General features: G+C 68.1%; 16 protein-coding genes. 4 read left to right on the forward strand and 12 right to left on the reverse strand.

From position 1 onward, the window contains the following. Positions 1 to 1,062 (reverse strand): hypothetical protein (locus tag FV217_RS10335; RefSeq protein WP_147817104.1); only part of this gene is annotated, 1,062 nt, incomplete at its 3' end. Between the two features lie 114 nt (positions 1,063 to 1,176). Between FV217_RS10335 and FV217_RS10340 the strand changes: the two genes are divergently transcribed. The 4 genes from FV217_RS10340 to FV217_RS10355 all read left to right on the forward strand — a co-directional run bounded on the left by FV217_RS10340 (position 1,177) and on the right by FV217_RS10355 (position 5,217). Continuing rightward, positions 1,177 to 1,773 (forward strand): NnrU family protein, encoded by a 597-nt coding sequence (locus tag FV217_RS10340; RefSeq protein WP_147817105.1) that lies wholly within the window; start codon positions 1,177 to 1,179, stop codon positions 1,771 to 1,773. A gap of 97 nt (positions 1,774 to 1,870) precedes the next feature. Beyond that, positions 1,871 to 2,581, forward strand: a complete 711-nt coding sequence (locus FV217_RS10345) for a tetratricopeptide repeat protein (RefSeq protein WP_147817106.1) — start codon at positions 1,871 to 1,873, stop codon at positions 2,579 to 2,581. A 209-nt stretch (positions 2,582 to 2,790) separates the two neighbouring features. Then, positions 2,791 to 4,137: a ribosome biogenesis GTPase Der gene (gene der / locus FV217_RS10350; protein ID WP_147817107.1), complete on the forward strand. Its 1,347-nt coding sequence runs from the start codon at positions 2,791 to 2,793 to the stop codon at positions 4,135 to 4,137. Positions 4,138 to 4,290: 153 nt separating this feature from the next. Beyond that, entirely contained in the window at positions 4,291 to 5,217 is a 927-nt protein-coding gene (locus tag FV217_RS10355) for a sulfite exporter TauE/SafE family protein (RefSeq protein WP_147817108.1), read from the forward strand. A gap of 53 nt (positions 5,218 to 5,270) precedes the next feature. Here the strand turns inward: FV217_RS10355 and FV217_RS10360 are convergent, their stop codons facing one another. From FV217_RS10360 to FV217_RS10410, 11 genes are all read right to left on the reverse strand, one after another. After that, entirely contained in the window at positions 5,271 to 5,705 is a 435-nt protein-coding gene (locus FV217_RS10360; protein WP_147817109.1) for a DUF805 domain-containing protein, read from the reverse strand. 164 nt (positions 5,706 to 5,869) lie between these two features. Then, the gene (locus FV217_RS10365; protein ID WP_147817110.1) at positions 5,870 to 6,994 is read right to left on the reverse strand and encodes a carboxylate-amine ligase; all 1,125 of its coding nucleotides are present in this window, start codon (positions 6,992 to 6,994) and stop codon (positions 5,870 to 5,872) included. 66 nt (positions 6,995 to 7,060) lie between these two features. After that, entirely contained in the window at positions 7,061 to 7,471 is a 411-nt protein-coding gene (locus FV217_RS10370; protein WP_147817111.1) for a dihydrofolate reductase, read from the reverse strand. Positions 7,472 to 7,674: 203 nt separating this feature from the next. Then, positions 7,675 to 8,421: an SDR family NAD(P)-dependent oxidoreductase gene (locus tag FV217_RS10375; RefSeq protein WP_147817138.1), complete on the reverse strand. Its 747-nt coding sequence runs from the start codon at positions 8,419 to 8,421 to the stop codon at positions 7,675 to 7,677. A gap of 13 nt (positions 8,422 to 8,434) precedes the next feature. Continuing rightward, positions 8,435 to 9,925, reverse strand: coding sequence for an amidophosphoribosyltransferase (gene purF / locus FV217_RS10380; RefSeq protein ID WP_238232203.1), 1,491 nt, complete (start codon positions 9,923 to 9,925; stop codon positions 8,435 to 8,437). A 102-nt stretch (positions 9,926 to 10,027) separates the two neighbouring features. Beyond that, the gene (locus FV217_RS10385) at positions 10,028 to 10,639 is read right to left on the reverse strand and encodes a CvpA family protein (protein ID WP_147817112.1); all 612 of its coding nucleotides are present in this window, start codon (positions 10,637 to 10,639) and stop codon (positions 10,028 to 10,030) included. Positions 10,640 to 10,947: 308 nt separating this feature from the next. Beyond that, positions 10,948 to 11,115, reverse strand: a complete 168-nt coding sequence (rpmG, locus tag FV217_RS10390) for a 50S ribosomal protein L33 (protein ID WP_147075972.1) — start codon at positions 11,113 to 11,115, stop codon at positions 10,948 to 10,950. A gap of 132 nt (positions 11,116 to 11,247) precedes the next feature. Continuing rightward, positions 11,248 to 12,075, reverse strand: coding sequence for a 3-methyl-2-oxobutanoate hydroxymethyltransferase (gene panB / locus FV217_RS10395; protein ID WP_147817113.1), 828 nt, complete (start codon positions 12,073 to 12,075; stop codon positions 11,248 to 11,250). Positions 12,076 to 12,492: 417 nt separating this feature from the next. Then, positions 12,493 to 13,098 (reverse strand): rhodanese-like domain-containing protein, encoded by a 606-nt coding sequence (locus FV217_RS10400; protein ID WP_147817114.1) that lies wholly within the window; start codon positions 13,096 to 13,098, stop codon positions 12,493 to 12,495. An 8-nt stretch (positions 13,099 to 13,106) separates the two neighbouring features. Beyond that, entirely contained in the window at positions 13,107 to 13,910 is an 804-nt protein-coding gene (locus FV217_RS10405) for a quinoprotein dehydrogenase-associated SoxYZ-like carrier (RefSeq protein WP_147817115.1), read from the reverse strand. A gap of 66 nt (positions 13,911 to 13,976) precedes the next feature. Then, complete coding sequence (locus FV217_RS10410) at positions 13,977 to 14,909, reverse strand: quinoprotein relay system zinc metallohydrolase 2 (RefSeq protein WP_147817116.1); 933 nt, start codon at positions 14,907 to 14,909, stop codon at positions 13,977 to 13,979. Positions 14,910 to 15,044 lie beyond the last annotated feature (135 nt).

A 15,044-nucleotide genomic window follows, 5' to 3' on the forward strand; every position in this document is an offset into this window, starting at 1 on the left:
GAAATTCCGCCCCCGCGCCGCTGGATCGAGCAACGCCGGATAAGCGATCAGCCCACCCGCCGCCCCACACGGATCATCGTAAAGCGTCGCCCCAGCCAGCAGCAGCCGCGGCACGTCCCAACTCAGAAGGTCGCGAGACGTCGTCCAGTAGAAGCCCGACTTTGAGAAACCGTCGCCGGTCTTGGCCATGAACACCGCGATGAAGGCGCCACTGGCGCGGTGGCGGACGACGGAGCCGACGGGGGCGGGAAACGGGGCGATCGGCTTGCAGGTGTCGGTGCGCTTCGGGCCGGGCCGGTACGGGTCGGGGAAGGCGGCGGTGAAGCCGGTGCCGGTCCAGGCGCGCCAGCTCGACGGGTCGGCCGGGGTCTCGGTGCGGAACAGGCAGACGCCGTGCGGCTGGTCGCTGCCGGTCTGCGCGGCTTGCCGGTCCCAGCCCGTGGTCGAGGCGAAGACATAGCGGTAGCGGCCGTCAGCAAAGATGTTGGAGGGGTTGAAGAAGCCCCGGTGCCGGCCCTGGTCGACCTCCTGGCGGAAGGGCGGGCCGGCCACCACCGCCGGCGGGGTCTTTCGGGTGAAGGTCAGGCCGCCATCCGTCGAACTCGCGCCGAGGACGGTGTTGTACCAGCACTCCATGTAGACCTTGGAGCGGCAGCGGCCCGGATGCTTGTCGGCCTGGTATTCGTGGTGCAGCAGCGCGGCGACGGTCTTGCCGTCCTCGGTCCAGGTGGCGGTGATCCAGGAGCGGTCGTCGTAGGCGGCGGGATCGGGGTTTTCGCCGGATTCGAGGACGACGCGGCAGTCGATCTTCAGGTGGTCCAGGTCGGGGCCGCGCAGGGCCCGGTTGCGGTAATGCAGGCCGAACAGGGCCACAGCGCCGGTCGCGTCGCGAAAGGCGCGGGCGGGGGCGTCCGGCACGTCGGCGCCGTCGCAGGCATCGCGCGCGGCGACGAAGACCGGAATCGGCGGCCCGACCAGCGTCAGCGCCGAGAGCGGCGGCTCGCCGGCCGCGCGAGCGGTGTCGGCGAGTGCCAGGAGGGCGAGCAGGATGCGTGGGATCATCGGAGCGGCCTGGACATCGCCTGAAAAAACCAGTCTTGAATCGTTATAGAGTGTTCGCGTCCGGTCCCTACGGCGACCGGTCCTCGCGGATTCGACGACTTTTCCGGGAAGACCATGGCGATCCTGATCCTCGGCCTCGTGCTGTTTCTCGGCACGCATGCCTTCACGATGATCCGCAGCCGGCGCGCGGAGATGATCGGCCGTGTCGGCGAGAACCGCTACAAGCTCGGCTACACGATTCTGTCGCTGCTCGGCTTCGCGCTGATGATCTACGGGTTCGGCCGCTACCGGGCCGAGGGCATGATCCCGGTCTGGAATCCGCCGGTCTGGACGCGCCATCTCGCGCTCACGCTGACGCTGTTCGCCTTCATCAGCCTCGCGGCGATGGGGCCGCGGCCGAGCCACATCCAGGCGGCGGTGAAGCACCCGATGCTGCTCGCCATCAAGATCTGGGCGACGGCGCATCTGCTGGCGAACGGCGATCTCGGCTCGATCCTGCTGTTCGGCGGCTTCCTCGCCTGGGCGGTGGCGGCCCGGATCAGCCTCAAGCGCCGCGCCGACGAGCCGGCGCGCAAACTCCCAAAACCCGCGCCTGCCGGCTGGACCCGGGACATCGTCGCCGTGGTGGCGGGAACGGCCGTGTGGTTCCTTTTCGCGCGCTTCCTGCATCCGATCCTGATCGGCGTCGCGGCCTGGCCGGGACAGGCCTGACCGATTCCGCATTCGCCAAAGCCGGGCCGCCGTGCTAGGCGCGCCCCCTTGAGACGGGTTGAGGCGGGCATCGCCCGAAAGGGGCGTCCGGAACGGAATGGCCGAGAACAACGAGTTCTTTCGCGAGGTCGCCGAAGACTATCGCCGGGACCAGATCGCCGCGATCTGGAGGCGCTATAGCGCGCTGATCATCGCCGCCGCGGTGCTGATCGCGGCCGGCGTCGGCGGCTGGCGCTACTGGCAGCACGACCAGTTGGTGCGGGCCGAGACCGCCTCCGCGCAATTCGACACGGCGACCAAGCTCGCCACCGGCGGCAGCGGCCCCGAGGCCGACAAGGCCTTCGAGGCCCTGAGCAAGGACGGCCCCGGCGGCTACAGGATCCTGGCCCGCTTCCGCGCTGCCGCCGACCTCTCTAAGCGCGACGCCCCCGCCGCGGCCGCCGACTACGAAAAGCTCGCGGCCGACACGAGCCTCGGCGACGGCCTGCGCGATCTCGCGCGGCTGCGCGCCGGCCTGATTCGCCTCGACGCGGCCGATCCCGCCCCGGCGCTGACGAGTCTCCAGGGTCTCGCCGCGCCGACCGGCGCCTTCCGCCACACCGCCCGCGAGATGCTCGGTCTCGCCGCGCTGCGACGGGGCGAATACGAGGCCGCCGGCCGCTGGTTCGACCAGATCGCGGGCGACGCCGAGACCCCGCAGGGCCTGCGCCAGCGGGTCGAGGTCTACGAGGCGCTGGTCTCCGGCGGCCCGGTCACCGTGATCGAGGCCAAGCCCGACGCCGCAGCGCCCCCGCCGATGACCCGCTGACCACGCCATGGCTCAATCCGTCGCTTTCTGACATAGCAGCGGCAGCGATACGATCCTTTGCCGTCATTCCGGGGCTCGCCACAGGCGAGAACCCGGAACCCACGCGAGATGCCGCGCACTGCGCAGTTCTCGATCGCGGGTTCCGGGTTCCGCTGCGCGGCCCCGGACTGACGGTTTCGCACGTTCAACACCAGAAGACTGAAACCACCATGGAATTGCCGACAGTCGCGATCGTCGGCCGCCCGAACGTCGGCAAGTCGACCCTGTTCAACCGGCTGGTCGGCCGCAAGCTCGCCCTCGTCGACGATCGCCCCGGCGTCACCCGCGACCGCCGCGAGGGCGACGTCGCCTTCGGCGGCCTCAAGTTCCGCGTGATCGACACCGCCGGGCTGGAGGACGCGGCCGCCGACTCGCTCACCGGCCGCATGCGCCTGCAGACGGAAGCCGCGATCGTCGAATCCGACGTCGTGCTGTTCGTGATCGATGCCCGCGCCGGCATCCTCCCGGCCGACCGGCCCTTCGCCGAGATGGTGCGCCGCTCAGGCTGCCCTGTGATCCTCGTCGCCAACAAGGCCGAGGGCCGGGATGGGCTGACCGGCGCCTACGACGCCTTCTCCCTCGGTCTCGGCGATCCGATCCCGTTCTCCGCCGAGCATGGCGAGGGCGTCGGCGAGCTCCACAGCGCCCTGCAGGAGGTGCTGCCGGAGCCGGACGAGGACGACGAGGATGACGGCGATCCCCGCGGCAAGGCGCTCCGCGTCGCCATCGTCGGCCGCCCGAATGCCGGCAAGTCCACGCTGATCAACCGCATGCTCGGTGAGGAGCGCCTGCTCGTCGGCCCCGAAGCCGGCATCACCCGCGATTCGATCTCGCTCGACTGGGAGTGGCGCGGCCAGCGGATCAAGCTGCACGACACCGCCGGCATGCGCCGCCGCGCCCGCATCGAGGACAAGCTCGAGAAGCTCGCGGTCTCGGACGGCATCCGCGCCGTGCGCTTTGCCGAGGTGGTCGTGATCCTGCTCGACGCGACGATCCCGTTCGAGAAGCAGGACCTCACCATCGTCGACCTTATCGAGAGCGAGGGCCGCGCCCTGGTGATCGGCCTGAACAAGTGGGACCTCGTCGCCGACCAGCCGGGTCTGCTGAAGGAACTCAGAGCCGATTGCACCCGCCTGCTGCCGCAGGTGCGCGGCGTCGCCGTGGTGCCGCTGTCCGGCCTCGCGGGCGAAGGCCTCGACAAGCTGATGCAGGCGGTGACGGAGGCGGCCGAAGTCTGGAGCCGCCGCGTCTCGACCTCGAAGATCAACGATTGGCTGAGCAGCGCCACCGGGCGCAATCCGCCGCCCGCGGTCTCGGGCCGGCGCATCAAGATCCGCTACGCCACCCAGGTGAAGGCCCGGCCGCCGCATTTCGCGCTGTTCGGCAACCAGCTCGACGCGCTGCCGAAATCCTACACGCGCTATCTCGTCAACGAGATCCGCGTGGCGTTCGAGCTGCCCGGCACGCCGATCCGGCTCTCGTTGCGGACGACGAAGAACCCGTTCGACAAGGGCTGAACGCCCGATCCCGGGCCGGGGAGAAGCCGCATCTCCGATCCAGGGACGGAAGGGAACGGGCTTCTCCGGCGCGGGGGAATCATTGGGAAAGCAAGTTCTTGTTCTGATTGGGAAAATCCGTAGCATCGAGCCTGCTACCAAGGTGATTTTTCCATGGCCGTACAGACTTCCGCCGCGTCGCCGCAGGTGACCGGGCGTATCGACCCCCGCACGCTCGCGCTTCTGGTCGGCGGATCGCTCGCCGCGCTGGTCGGCCTCGGCGCCGCGGTGTTTCTGGTTCAGCTCTACGCCGACGGCGACTGGGGCGCCGTGCTCGCGGCGGCCCGCGAGGGCCTGTCCACGCGTGGTTTCTGGACCGCTGCGGGCGTCGGCCTCGTCGCGCAGGTTGTCGACGGTGCACTCGGCATGGCCTACGGCATCACCTCGACCACGTTCCTGCTCTCGACGGGCGTGCCCCCCGCTGCAGCCTCCGCCTCGGTGCATATCGCTGAGGTGTTCACCACGGCCTTCTCCGGCGCCTCGCACTGGCGGCTCGGCAACGTCAACAACGACCTCTTCAAGCGCCTCGTGATCCCCGGCGTGATCGGCGGCGTGCTCGGCGCCTACATCCTCACGTCGATCGACGGGGGCACGATCAAGCCGTTCATCACGGCCTATCTCCTGCTGATGGGCGTCTACATCCTGATCAAGGCGTTCCGGACGATCCGCATCCGCACCGAGCCGCCGACCCTGGTGGCGCCGCTGGCCCTCACCGGCGGCTTCGTCGACGCCGTGGGCGGCGGGGGATGGGGGCCGGTCGTCACCACCTCGCTCGTCGGCAGCGGGCAGGACCCGCGCACGACCATCGGCTCGGTCAACGCGGCCGAGTTCTTCATCGCGGTGTCGACGGGATTGTCGTTCGCCCTGCTCGGCGGGCTCACGCATTGGACGACGATCGCCGGGTTGGTGATCGGCGGCCTGTTCGCAGCACCGATCGCAGCGTTCATCTGCAGCAAGCTGCCGACCCGCGCCCTGATGATCATTGTCGGCGTGCTGATCTCCGCGCTGAGCATCTACAACCTGGTGAAGTTGCTCGCGTGACCGCAGCCATCGTTCGATCGGCCGGAACAACTCCGGCCGATCGGTCGTCTCGATCAGGCGGCCGAGTAGGTGATCGGCGTGGCGACGCCGGCATTCGGGACCGGGTCGGGGCCGAACTGGTTCGGGCCGATGGTGCCGCGCAGGAAGCCGGTCTCGATGAAGTACCAGATCCCGCCGATGAACGGCACGAACATGATCAGCAGCCAGACGCCCGGCTTGTTGCGGTCATGGTAGCGCTTTATGCCGAGGCAGATGCCGGCCCAGGCCGGAACGACGAACAAGACTAGGTTGACGAGGATGAACGGAACCGCGGCGGCGCCGTTCACCGAGTAGTTGCCGGCCTCGTCCGTCTGATTGGGAATCAACTGGGCGATGGCTAGATTCACCGCGAGCCCGATGGCCAGGATCGCCAGCATCAGCAGGATGTTCGCCTTCCAGAACTGGCCGCGGCCAATCCGGCCTTTAGCGGAAAACAGAAGTTTCTTCATGGTAGCCCCAAGGCACGTGTGACCGGCCTCTGATTTGAACGAAGTTCGGGCCGTTCGTTGGTGCTAGGAGCCTGTGGGCGCGGTCTCAATGGCCAAGCTGAAGATTGGAACGCCGGGGCAAGAATTCGACCTGCCTCGGCGCTCGTGGGTGTGGATAGCGCGGATCAGATTCCCTGCGTCGTCTCCGCGAGCCAGTCCACCACCGCATCGAGGGCCTGGCGATTACTGGTCTCGCCGCCGCGGGCCGATTCGAAGGTCGCAATCTGGCGGTCTGCGCTGGTGCCTTCGCGCAGGATGCGGTGGGCACCCTCGACCTCGGCGCGGCAGCCCAGCGCCTCGGCATCCTCGGCGATGAGCGAGAGGACCGTGTCGAGCGTGTCGGCGAAGGCGAAGGCCTGCTCCGAGGCCTCGTCGATCAGCTCGGCCTCGATGCCGCTGCGCTGCGCCCGCCACAGGTTCTCCTGCGCCAGCGCCCGCGAGACGCCGGTGAGCCCGGCATTGAGGTCGGGCCGCCGTTCCACGAGGCGCACGAGGCAGCGGAACAGTGCGGCGATGGTGAGCGCGTCGTCGAGCCGGGTGCAGCTGTCGGCTATGCGCAGCTCCAGGGTCGGAAACTTGATCGATGGCCGCAGGGAATACCAGAGGAAACTCGCATCCTGGATCGAGCCGGCATTGACCATGATCCGTACGTAGCGGGCGTGATCTTCTTCGGTGGCGATCAGCTCCGGCAGGCCTGTGCGCGGCAATTCCCCGAAAGCGCTGAGGCGGTAGGCGGAGAGGCCCGTCGGCTTGCCCTGCCAGAACGGCGAGGAGGCCGAGAGCGCGAACAGCAGCGGCTGGAACGGCAGCAGCCGGTTCATCAGGCCGACGCGTTCGCCCGGGTTCTCGACCTCCACATGCACGTGCATGCCGCAGATGAGGCTGCGCCGCCCGGCCAGGCCGACATCGCGCAGGATGCCGCGATAGCGGTCGCCCTTGGTCGGCAGCTGCCGCGCCCAATCCGCCACGGGATGCGTGCCGGCGGCGAAGACCATCAAGCCATGCTCGCGTCCGATCTCGCCGAGCTGCCGCCTCTGCCGGTGCAGGACGTCGCGCGCGGCCGCGAACTCGGTGGAGGGCGGCGTGCAGACCTCGACCTGGCACTGCAGCAGTTCGCGGCCGATCTCGGGCAGCCGCTCGGCCGCCTCGACATGGAACGGCTTGACCGAGCGCCGCGGTGTGCCGCGGGTCTCGGCGTCGGCGATAAAGTACTCTTCCTCGATGCCGAAACGGTAGCTGTGGCCGGTCATCGCGCGCCCTCCCCTGGACGGCCGGCTTTTGCCGGGCTCTGTGAACGTGTGCGGAGAGGGTTCGGTTCAGCTTTGCCGCAGCGCGCCACCCACCATCCAGGCCGGATCGAACCAGCGGTCCGCCTCGCCGTCGTAGGGGAGACGGGTGACGTCCCAGTGCTGGATGTACTTCGCGTATACGTTCCACACCGAGATGCCGCCGCCGACGAAGATGCGCCGGCCGGGATAGCGCGCCAGCACCTGCTCGGGATCCTCGTGCGAGCGGATCACGTCGATGGTCCGGTCCTTGAACGCGAATTCGGGTACCGCGCCGATGGTCTTGGGGCCGGCGATGAGAACGTGGCCCATGGTCAGCGCGAAGAAGCGCGTCACGTCTTCGACGAAGAGCGGATCGGTGTTGCCCTCCCAGGGAAGCTGGCCGTTCAGGCCGAGCTGGCCCCGCTGGCCGATGGCGCAGATGCAGCGGACGTCGATCATGGTGGGTCCTCGGGTGGGGTTATCGACCTGGTGCCCCAACACATTCCCTCATCTTGAGGTGCCGCAGCGAAGCGGAGGCCTCGAAGGAGGGCTCCAGGGATCGCGGTGGTGTCTGGAGCCCTCCTTCGAGGCCGCTGCGCGGCACCTCAGGATGATGGGGATCGGTCGGGGCTGCGCCGAAGGCGTCAGCCTTGCCCGTCAGATCACTCGGGCGGCCGAAATGCCAAGACCTGTCCGGTCGGAAAATCGAAGATCTTGCCGGACTCCGTCCAGTCCGGCGAGGCCAGCCTGACGAAATGCGGCGCCAGATCCTCGGGCGTCTTCAGCGTCTCGGGATCCTCGCCCGGCATGGCCGAGCGGCGCATGGCGGTGCGGAGCGGTCCGGGGCTGAGCAGCATGGCGCGGATCGGCGTCGTCTCGGTCTCGGCTGCATAGGTGCGCACCATGGCGTCGAGCGCCGCCTTGGAGATCGAGTACGGGCCCCAATAGGCCTTGCACTTGTGGGCCGCGCCGGAGGTCACGAAGATCGCGCGGCCGGCATCCGAGCGGCGCAGCAGCGGGTCGAGGGAGCGGATCAGGCGCCAGTTGGCGGTGACGTTGATGTCGATGGTCTGCTGCCAGACCTTCGGCGTGATGTGCCCGAGCGGCATCAGCGCGCCGAGGATACCGGCATTGCCGACGACGATGTCGAGTTTGCCCCAGCGCGCGTCGATGGCGCCCCCGAGGCGGTCGATGGCGTCGTAGTCGGTGAGGTCCAGCGGCACCAGCGTGGCGCTCGACCCGACGCCCTGGATGGCGTCGTCGAGCTCTTCGAGGGCGCCCTGCGTGCGCGCCACCGCGACGACGTGCGCGCCGGCCCCGGCCAGTGCCAGCGCGGCGGCACGGCCGATGCCGCGCGAGGCCCCGGTGACGACGGCGACGCGGCCGGCAAGCGGTTTTTCGATCGTCATCGTCATCGGACGCTCAGTCGGCTTCAGCCAGCATCGCGAACCGCTTCGGCCCGGCGATCTGCAGGTCGGTCAGGCCGGTCGGGTAGTCGCCGGTGAAGCAATGGTCGGTGTATTGTGGGCAGGTCGCGTCACGGCCCTCCTCGCCCATGGCGCGGTAGAGGCCGGGGATCGAGAGGAAGGCGAGGGAATCCGCGCCGATATAGTCGCGCATGCCTTCGAGATCGTAGGTCGCGGCGAGCAGCTTTTCGCGTTCCGGCGTGTCGATGCCGTAGAAGTCCGGGTGCGTGATCGGTGGCGAGGCGATGCGGAAATGCACCTCGCGGGCGCCGGCCTCGCGCATCATGCGCACGATCTTGATCGAGGTGGTGCCGCGCACGAGGCTGTCGTCGACGAGCACGATGCGCTTACCCTCGACGGCGGCGCGGTTGGCCGAGTGCTTCATGCGCACGCCGAGCTCGCGCACGGTCTGCGTCGGCTGGATGAAGGTGCGCCCGACATAGTGGTTGCGGATGATGCCGATCTCGAACGGCAGCCCAGCCTCGTGCGCAAAGCCCAGTGCCGCCGGCACGCCGGAATCCGGCACCGGAATCACGATGTCGGCGTCGGCTGGGGCCTCGCGGGCTAGCTCGTGGCCGATGTTCTTGCGGATGCCGTAGACGCTCTTGCCGTTCACCACCGAATCCGGTCGGGCGAAGTAGATGTACTCGAAGATGCACGGCCGCATCGGCTGCTTCTCGGCGAAGCGGATCGACTCGACGCCCTCCTCGGAGATCACCACGACTTCGCCGTTCTCGACATCGCGCACGAAGCGCGCGCCGATGATGTCCAGCGCACAGGATTCGGAGGCGAGGATGTAGCGGCCGTCGAGCTCGCCGAGCACCAGCGGACGGATGCCGAGCGGGTCGCGGGCGCCGATCAGCTTCTTGTTGGTGAGCGCCACGATGGCGTAGGCGCCCTCGATCTGCTGCAGCGCCTCGACGAAGCGCTCGACGATGCGCGGCTTCCGGCTGCGGGCGGCCAGATGCAGGATCACCTCGGTGTCGGAGGTCGACTGGGTGATGGCGCCGTCGCGCACGAGGTCGCGCCGGATCGAGAGGGCGTTGGTGAGGTTTCCGTTATGCGCGACCGCGAGCCCCCCGCTCGCCAATTCCGCGAAAAGCGGCTGGACGTTGCGCAGGATGGTGCCGCCGGTGGTCGAATAGCGCACGTGGCCGATGGCGGCCCGGCCGCGCAGGCGCTCGATGGTGCCGCGGTCGGAGAAGTTGTCGCCGACGAGGCCCTGGCGGCGCTCGGAATGGAACACCGCACCGTCGAAGGAGACGATGCCGGCCGCCTCCTGGCCGCGATGCTGCAGGGCGTGGAGTCCCAGCGCGGTGACGGCGGAGGCGTCGTCGTGGCCGAAGATGCCGAAGACGCCGCATTCCTCGCGCAACGTGTCGCCGTATTCGCCCAGCGGATCGCGGTCGATCTCGGAATCGGGGACGCTCGCGCCGGGTGCAGGCATGCCGATACGAAATCCTCGTTGCCGGAACCTGGCTCCGGACTGCGCTCAAGAAGCGCTACTTAGTCGGCCTCGCACCCGCAACCAAGAATGGTTCCACGCAGATCAGCGTCCCGGTGCCGGCGTGGCAGGGGCGACGTCGCTGCGGCGCTGGCCGCCGGTCTCGGTCTCGGCCGGCGGTTCGCCGGGCTCGCCGGTGCCGTCGCCCTTGGGCTTGCGCAGGTTCTTCAGGAAGCCTTCGGGGTTGGCCGGAAGCTGCGCCACCAGGGTGTCGCCGGCTTTTTCCAGCATCGGCCGGCTCTTCGCCTGGGCAGCCCATTCCGGCATCTTGCCCTGGACGAGCCAGGCCAGAAACACCCAGCCGATCACGCAGATCAGGAAGCCGCGCCCGGCGCCGAACAGGAAGCCGAGGGAGCGGTCTACCGCGCCGATGCGAGAATCGAGCACGATGTCGGAGATCTTCACCGTGATGATCGACACGACGATGAGGGTGCCGAGGAAGATCGCGGCGATCGAGGCGACGAGCGCCACGGTGTCGCTGGTGACGTGCTCCTTCACCGTCGGCAGCAGCATCGGGTGCAGCGTCCAGGCGACGGCGCCGGCCACCACCCAGGCGACGATGGCGAGGACTTCGCGCGTGACGCCACGCACCGCGGCGAGCAGGGCGGAGATCACCACGATGCCGAGCACCACGAGATCGAGGATCGAGAACGGCATCGCTGTCGGCAATCGTGGGGGCGGAGAAACGCATGAAGGGAACGACCGCACCGGCTCCCCCCGAACCGCGCGCCCTCGTCTCTTGGTTACCGAACATACCCCGCCGAACCTCGGCCGTCACCCGCCGCCCGGCCGAGCCCGCCGATTCACGGTTCGTGACGACCGGCAGGCCACACCCTGCACGGGAAAAGGCACCATCGCCTGGGCCGGCGGCGGACCTGTTTCGTGCCAATCTCGAGGCAGGATCCCAAACGAAAAAAGCCGCCCTGCGACGGGGCGGCTTCTTCGAACGGCTTGGAAGCCGAAAATTACTTGATCTTGGTCTCTTTGAAATCGACATGCTTACGCACGACCGGGTCGTACTTGCGCATCGTCAGCTTCTCGGTCTGCGTGCGGGAGTTCTTCTTGGTGACGTAGAAGAAGCCCGTGTCGGCGGTCGAGATGAGCTTGATCTTGACGGTGACGGCCTTGGCCATGGCGCTATGCCCCTGAAGCGGTGGGTGAACGCATTCCGCTCGGGCGAAACGCAAAAGGCCGGGTTGAAACCCGGCCGGAATTCGAGCGCGTGAATGCCCGATCGGCCCTCGCCCGTCAAGGCAGCGAAGATTTCAGCCGCGTGGCGGGTAGGTATGCTCCAGGGCCGGGAAGCGGCCCTCGCGCACGTCGTCCGCGTAGCCCTTCACGGCGTCCTCGATGTGCCCGCGGAGCGCGCCGTAGCTCTTCACGAACTTCGGGGCGCGGTCGGAGAGGCCGAGCATGTCCTCGAGTACGAGGATCTGGCCGTCGCACTGGGCGCTGGCGCCGATGCCGATGGTGAGGGCCGTCACCTCGGGCGAGGCGGCGACGGCGCGCGCCACCGGCTCGACGATGCCCTCCATCACCATGGCGAAGGCCCCTGCCCGGCTGATCGCCACGGCATCCGCCATCACGGCCTCCGCGCTCTCGGGCGTATGGCCCTGCACCTTGAAGCCGCCCATGGTGTTCACCGACTGAGGGGTGAGGCCGATATGGCCCATCACCGGTACGCCGCGCTCGACCAGGAACGCCACCGTCTCGGCGAATTTGGCGCCGCCTTCCATCTTGATCGCGCCGGCGCCGGTCTCCTTGAGGACCCGGGCGGCGGTGTGGAAGGCCTGCTCCTTGCTCGCCTCGTAGGAGCCGAAGGGCAGGTCGACCACGATCAGAGCCCGGCTGGTGCCGCGCATGACGGCCTGGGCCTGCACGATCATCATCTCCACGGTGACCGGCAGGGTCGATTCCATGCCGTGCATCACCATGCCGAGGGAATCGCCGACGAGGATGAAGTCGCAATAGGCGTCGAGGATGCCCGCCGTGTGGGCGTGGTAGGCGGTCAGCGCGATGATCTTGCGGCCTTCGGCCTTGCGCCGGGCGAGATCGCCGGCCCGCACGCGCCGGGACTGACTGAACTGCGACATGGGCTCCTGCCTCGCCTGCCTCGCGGACCCGTCGGGCCGGGTCACGCCGCGAGGGCGTTGCTTACGGCGCGGCACTCTACACGAGTTCGGCCGCGATGGCGGCACCGCGCGAACCGGGACTGTTGAGATCGGAAGCGGCCCGGAGAGGCCTGCATCGCATGCGTGGTACGGCTAACCGTCCCGCTTGCCCGTTTTTACGAGCGTTTCCTCCCTGGACTTCGGTCCGTCTCCGGGCAGCCTTTTTTCTGCCACAAGTGGACGAGTGTCAACAAGGATATCTGTAGCGATGGTTTTGAAATCGCTGAATTTTTAGGCTTACGGTAAGGATTGCCCGTGGGCCGGGCACGTGCTCCCCACCGCCGGTCTCAGAGGGTCTTTTCCCGGAACGATTCGAGCCATTCCACTCGGCCGTCAGCGTTACGGCTGGGCCGGTGGCGTCGCCTTCTCGCTGGCGATGGCGGTCCAGGCCTTGTCGGCCTTCACCACGGTGGTGTCGTGCGTGTCCTGCCAGCCCTCGACGCCGAGCGGCCACCAATGCACGCGGCTGTAGCCAGCCTCGACCAGACGCTTGCCGGCGTTCCAGCTGCCCCAGCATTCCGGCCGGCAGAAGGTGACGATGGGCTTCGCCTTGTCGCCGCCGGTGAGCGCGGCGATGCGCTTGAGGAATTCCGCCTCCTGCTCGGCCGTCAGCGGCACGACGCCGGCGCCGGGCAGCCAGACCGCGCCGGGGATGGAGCGGTGCGAGGGCAGCCAGGGCGTCCCCGGGGGCAGGCCCTGCGGCTTGCGGTCGGCGAGCACCACGTCGAGCAGCACAGGCTCGTCGGCAGCGATCAGCCTGTCGAGGGCGGCGAGGTCGACGACCGTCGCGCCGTTGAGGGTCGGCGGCGTGTAGCCGTGCTGGGGGCCTTCATAGAGCCCGGCCGGCTCCGTCACGTTCACCGGCGAATCCGCCGGGCCCGCCGCCCCGAGCAAGGCGGCGAGAGCGACGAGCGCGAGCGGCCGGACGAGACGCGAGCGATGCATCGAAAGCCTCAGTTGCTCGCCGACGGCACTTCGAAGGTCTTCTCCCACCGGCCGTCCTGGTTGTCGGAGGCGACGACCTTGATCGGGCCCTTGCCCTCGGGCTTGAAGCCGAAATTGATCACCGGGTTCGAGGCGATCGAGATGTCGCCGTCCATGTGGAAGATCAGCGTGTCGCCGTACGACACATCGAGCTTCTGGATGAACCGGGCCGGGGTGTAGTCGCGGCTGACCTGATTCATCTGCATTCCCGAAAAGTTCGGGTGGCGGATCATCAGGGTCGCCTCGGCCGGCTTGCCGGGGGTCGCCTCGCCGAACTTCAGGCGCATGTCCCCCATGCCCTTCATGGCTTCCTCGTCGCTCATGCCCATTGGGGCCGAGCAACCACCGGACGCCTTCACGAACTGCTTCGATTCGAAGAATCTACCGTCCTTGGTCTCGGTCACGGCGTGGACGTCGGTGTAGTTGTTGACGCGCACGCGCAGCTTGATCTCGCCGGGGTCGGCTGCCGGCCCGAAGATGAAATGGGCGGCATAGGGCGTCGGGTTGTCGTCGATGATCAGCGACACGCCCTTGACCTTGTCCTTGTCGGACATGGCCAGGGTGATCGGCACCAGCGCGGCGTCCTCGGCGCGCTTCGGGGCATCGATCCGGACCATCGTCTCGCTCGGCTCGATCGTCTTGCCGGCGAAGATTTCCTTCTTGAGATCGTTCCAGCGCGCGACGCGCTCCTGATCGGTGTCCGAAGCTCCGGCTGCATGCGCCATCCCCGTCACCGAGAGCGAGAGGCCGAGGGCTAGGATCAAGGCTTTCATGGCGTCCTCCTGATTGCTGACGAATCTAGCGCAAGTGTCGACGATGGGGATGCGGGCTCGCGCGGGTCACTCCCACTCGAGTTCCTGGTAGGCCTGGGTGACGTTTCGAGTGTTGTAGTTGTCGAAGAGCTGCCACTTGTCCCGCTGGTCCATGGCCACGGTCTTCACGGCCTTCTCGATCGGGACGTCCGCGGCGATGGCCTTGCGGGTCTGGTCGCGTAGCGCTGCGAGGTAGCCGGTGATGGCCGCGAAGGCCGGCTCCAGCTCGACCCGCGTCGGGCCGTGGCCCGGGATGCCGCCCGTGGCGCCGAAGCTCTTGAGCTTTTCGATCTCCTTGAACCAGCCGAGCAGGCTGCCGTCGAGCGAGGGAATCCGGTCGACTGAGAGCAGGTCGGCCGGAAACAGCAGACCGCTCTGCGAATCCAGCATCGAGAGGTCGCTGTTGGTGTGCGCCTTGCCGTGGGCGTGGAAGCTGAGCTTGCGGTCGCCGAGATCGATCTCGGCGGCGTCCTTCACCTCGAGGGTCGGATAGACCACGCTGCCGGCCTTGTCGGCGCCGAGCATGTCCACGAGGCGCTTCCGATAATACTCGCCGCGTGAGTCGAGGGCTTCGCGGAGCGAGGCGTGACCGATGAAGACCGGCTTGTCCTCAGTGAAGGCGGCGGCGCCGAAGACGTGGTCGGGGTGGACGTGCGTGAGAACGACGTGGCTGATCGGCTTGGTCGTACGTTTCCGGATCTCGCCGCGCAGCCACTGCCCGTCGACGAGGCTTCCGCCCGACTCGGTGACGAGCACGGACTCCTTGCCGACGACGAAGCCGATATTGGCGATGGCGTCGTTGTTCTCGGCACTCGCGTCGGCGATCACGCCGTGCCGGATGAAGATGCCGGGGCCGACCTCGTCCATCGCGAAGCCTTCGGCCGAGCGCCCCAGCGTCGGCAGGCAGCAGAGACAGAAGCCGCCGAACAAGGCCTCGCGCCGGTTCGCAGCCCCTCTCATCGGGCGAGCCCCGAGGCAACTTGGGCACGGAACGCCGTTCCGCCGAATGCGGGCGCGACCATCTGCCGTTTCCTCCGTCTTGTCTTTCTACCATTTAGTAGGTAGCCAGAGTTCCGGTCAAGTGCCCGGCGACCG

This window comes from Methylobacterium sp. WL9, assembly GCF_008040035.1.
In the GTDB taxonomy this organism is placed as follows: domain Bacteria; phylum Pseudomonadota; class Alphaproteobacteria; order Rhizobiales; family Beijerinckiaceae; genus Methylobacterium; species Methylobacterium thuringiense.

Bases quoted from the DNA above. Each gene is read 5' to 3' on its own strand.
- FV217_RS10340 (WP_147817105.1), top strand. From the start codon at position 1,177: ATGGCGATCCTGATCCTCGGCCTCGTGCTGTTTCTCGGCACGCATGCC.
- FV217_RS10375 (WP_147817138.1), bottom strand. From the start codon at position 8,421: ATGACGATCGAAAAACCGCTTGCCGGCCGCGTCGCCGTCGTCACCGGG.
- FV217_RS10385 (WP_147817112.1), bottom strand. From the start codon at position 10,639: ATGCCGTTCTCGATCCTCGATCTCGTGGTGCTCGGCATCGTGGTGATC.
- FV217_RS10405 (WP_147817115.1), bottom strand. From the start codon at position 13,910: ATGAAAGCCTTGATCCTAGCCCTCGGCCTCTCGCTCTCGGTGACGGGG.
- FV217_RS10360 (WP_147817109.1), bottom strand. From the start codon at position 5,705: ATGAAGAAACTTCTGTTTTCCGCTAAAGGCCGGATTGGCCGCGGCCAG.
- rpmG (WP_147075972.1), bottom strand. From the start codon at position 11,115: ATGGCCAAGGCCGTCACCGTCAAGATCAAGCTCATCTCGACCGCCGAC.
- FV217_RS10400 (WP_147817114.1), bottom strand. From the start codon at position 13,098: ATGCATCGCTCGCGTCTCGTCCGGCCGCTCGCGCTCGTCGCTCTCGCC.
- FV217_RS10355 (WP_147817108.1), top strand. From the start codon at position 4,291: ATGGCCGTACAGACTTCCGCCGCGTCGCCGCAGGTGACCGGGCGTATC.
- FV217_RS10365 (WP_147817110.1), bottom strand. From the start codon at position 6,994: ATGACCGGCCACAGCTACCGTTTCGGCATCGAGGAAGAGTACTTTATC.
- FV217_RS10410 (WP_147817116.1), bottom strand. From the start codon at position 14,909: ATGAGAGGGGCTGCGAACCGGCGCGAGGCCTTGTTCGGCGGCTTCTGT.
- FV217_RS10345 (WP_147817106.1), top strand. From the start codon at position 1,871: ATGGCCGAGAACAACGAGTTCTTTCGCGAGGTCGCCGAAGACTATCGC.
- der (WP_147817107.1), top strand. From the start codon at position 2,791: ATGGAATTGCCGACAGTCGCGATCGTCGGCCGCCCGAACGTCGGCAAG.
- FV217_RS10370 (WP_147817111.1), bottom strand. From the start codon at position 7,471: ATGATCGACGTCCGCTGCATCTGCGCCATCGGCCAGCGGGGCCAGCTC.
- panB (WP_147817113.1), bottom strand. From the start codon at position 12,075: ATGTCGCAGTTCAGTCAGTCCCGGCGCGTGCGGGCCGGCGATCTCGCC.
- purF (WP_238232203.1), bottom strand. From the start codon at position 9,925: ATGCCTGCACCCGGCGCGAGCGTCCCCGATTCCGAGATCGACCGCGAT.